Source organism: Streptomyces lavendofoliae, from assembly GCF_014649735.1.
In the GTDB taxonomy this organism is placed as follows: domain Bacteria; phylum Actinomycetota; class Actinomycetes; order Streptomycetales; family Streptomycetaceae; genus Streptomyces; species Streptomyces lavendofoliae.
In genome coordinates this window covers 1-2,281 of sequence record NZ_BMTP01000049.1, presented here as the reverse complement: position 1 = coordinate 2,281, position 2,281 = coordinate 1, and the positions used below count along the sequence as shown (strand labels likewise).

Annotated in this window: 3 protein-coding genes; all 3 read right to left on the bottom strand. The window is 69.9% G+C overall.

Annotation, left to right across the window (positions count from 1 at the left end; all coding sequences use genetic code 11):
* Positions 1–432 precede the first annotated feature (432 nt).
* Entirely contained in the window at positions 433–1,437 is a 1,005-nt protein-coding gene (locus IE109_RS32730; RefSeq protein WP_189554994.1) for an NADP-dependent oxidoreductase, read from the bottom strand.
* The gene (locus IE109_RS34260) at positions 1,406–1,783 is read right to left on the bottom strand and encodes an aldo/keto reductase (RefSeq protein ID WP_506417194.1); all 378 of its coding nucleotides are present in this window, start codon (positions 1,781–1,783) and stop codon (positions 1,406–1,408) included. Before IE109_RS34260 ends, IE109_RS32730 begins: the two co-directional genes overlap by 32 nt.
* 60 nt (positions 1,784–1,843) lie before the next feature.
* A partial coding sequence (locus IE109_RS32720; RefSeq protein WP_189554992.1) for an SDR family NAD(P)-dependent oxidoreductase occupies positions 1,844–2,281 on the bottom strand: 438 nt, incomplete at its 5' end.

Here is a 2,281-nt window from a genome sequence, read left to right as displayed (position 1 = left end):
GTAGCGCCATGGCGGAGCGGATGAGCGCGCGTCGCGACCAGTACGTCGGTCGCGGCGCGCGCTTCTGCTGAGAGCCACGGTGGTCCGGCAGATCGCCGTGGAGGACAAGCCCCATCCCGACACGGGTCAGCCACGGCGAACCAGCTTCTTCCGCCAGGCACCAGCAGACACCTCCGATGCGCGGGGCCACCACGTCCACGGCGACGGAGACGACGCCGGCCTCACCTTCGCCTGCCGGTTCGTCCCCCCTTCCCCTGAAGCAACCACTGGCCGACGATCAAGACGCAGGGCTGGGCCACATCAGTCCACGCTGGGGGGAGCTGGACGGTGCGTTCGTGATCGGGTCCTGGTGTGGAGAAAGGAGCGTGGGGCGGGTTCTTCTCGTTGTGGCTGGCGGCGTTCTCGGCGTCCGGCAGGGCCGTTGCCCTAAGTTCACGTGATGGAGACGACGACCTTGCCGGCCTTCGCGCGGCCTTTCTCGACGTATTCCATGGCCTGAAGGGTCTCGTCGAAGGGGAAGACCCGGTCGACGACGGGGCGGATCTTCCCGGCGTCGATGAGGGGGGTGAGTTCGCGCAGCTGGTCGCCACTGGCCTTCATGAACAGGAAGGAGTACGTGACACCGAGACGCTTGGCCTGGCGCCGGATCTTGGCGCTGAGCGCGGCGATGCCCAGGCGGAGCACCAGGTTCGAGCCGAGTTCGCGGGCGGTGGCCGGGTCGGGCGGGCCCGCGACGGAGATGGCCAGGCCGCCGGGCTTGAGGATGCGCAGGGACTTGGCGAGGTTCTCGCCGCCGAGGGAGTCCAGGACGAGGTCGTAACCGGTGAGGAGTTCGGAGAAGTCCTGGGTGCGGTAGTCGATGGCCTCGTCCGCGCCGAGGTCTTTGAGGAGGTCGATCTTGGCGGTGCTCGCGGTGGCGGCCACGTGCGCGCCCAGTGCCTTGGCCAGTTGGATGGTGATGGATCCCAGGCCGCCGGCGCCCGCGTGGATGAGGACCTTCTGGCCCGGCTGGACGTTCGCCCGCTCGACCAGGGCCTGCCAGGCGGTCAGCGCGACCAGGGGGAGGGAGGCGGCCTCGGTCATGGTGAGCGTGGCGGGCTTGGCCGCCAGGTCGTCCTGGTGGACGGCGAGGAGTTCGGCGAAGGTGCCGATGCGGTCCTTGTCGGGCCGCGCCCAGACCTCGTCGCCCACCGCGAAGCGGGTGACGGACGATCCGACGCGGACGACGGTCCCGGCGAGGTCGTTGCCCAGGACGAGCGGGAGACGGTAGGGCAGGATCTGCTTGAGGTCACCATCGCGGATCTTCAAGTCAAGCGGGTTGACACTCGCCGCGTCGATCCTGACCAGGACGTCGTCGGCGCCCACCTGGGGGGCGAGTATCTCGGCGGCACGCATGTTGGACGCGTCACCGTACTTCTCGACCATGAAGGCCTTCATCGTCATCTCCGTTCGTATGGTCTCCCGTCCAAGCGGGAGGGTGCCCGCGTCGCCGCCCTGGAGGCGGCCCAGCGAGCCCGCGACGCCCTCGTGCGGTACGCCGAGCGGCATGGCGCTGACCTTGTCGAGGCGCGTACTGCTCGCCGGTGAGCTGGACGTCGAGGGCTGCGAGGTAGCTGTCGGCGCTGTCGAGGAAGGTGCCGCCGGCCGCGGCGAACCGGTTGAAGATCCGGCCGGCCTCGTCGGGCTCGGCGCCGGCGCCCCAGCCGGTGCCGAAGTTCGCGGTGCCGAGCGCGTACTCGGAAACGCGTAGTCCGGTCTTGCGGCCGAAGGCCGTGTAACGCACGAGAATGCCTTGTGTAAGGGGGCCCGGAAGGCCGTCGTGCCGTGGTGGAGGGGTTGAGCGTCAGCCCGCGTTCGGCTGGGGCGTCGCGGACAGGCTCTGCTTGACGTACCGGCTGGTCTCGTCGGCGAGGATCTCGAACAGGCCGGTCTCGATGCCGTGCAGGGCCTGGGCCGCGACGTCGGCGGCGGCGACCTTCTGATCGGCGGGCACGCCAGCGGCCATGTCGGTGTCCATGTAGCCGACGTGCAGCGCGGAGACGGTGATCCCGCGCGGTGCCAGCTCCTCACGGGTCGCGTCGCTCAGCGCCCAGGCGGCGGCCTTGGACGCGGCGTAGGAGCCGAGTCCTGCCGGGTGGAACCAGGACAGGGCGGACAGGACGTTGAGCACGGCGCCGCCGCCGTTGCCCTCGATCACCGGGGCGAAGGCCCGTGTGGCGACGAGCGGGCCGAAGAAGTTGGTCTCCATCTCCCGGCGCACCTCAGCCACGTCGCCTCCCAT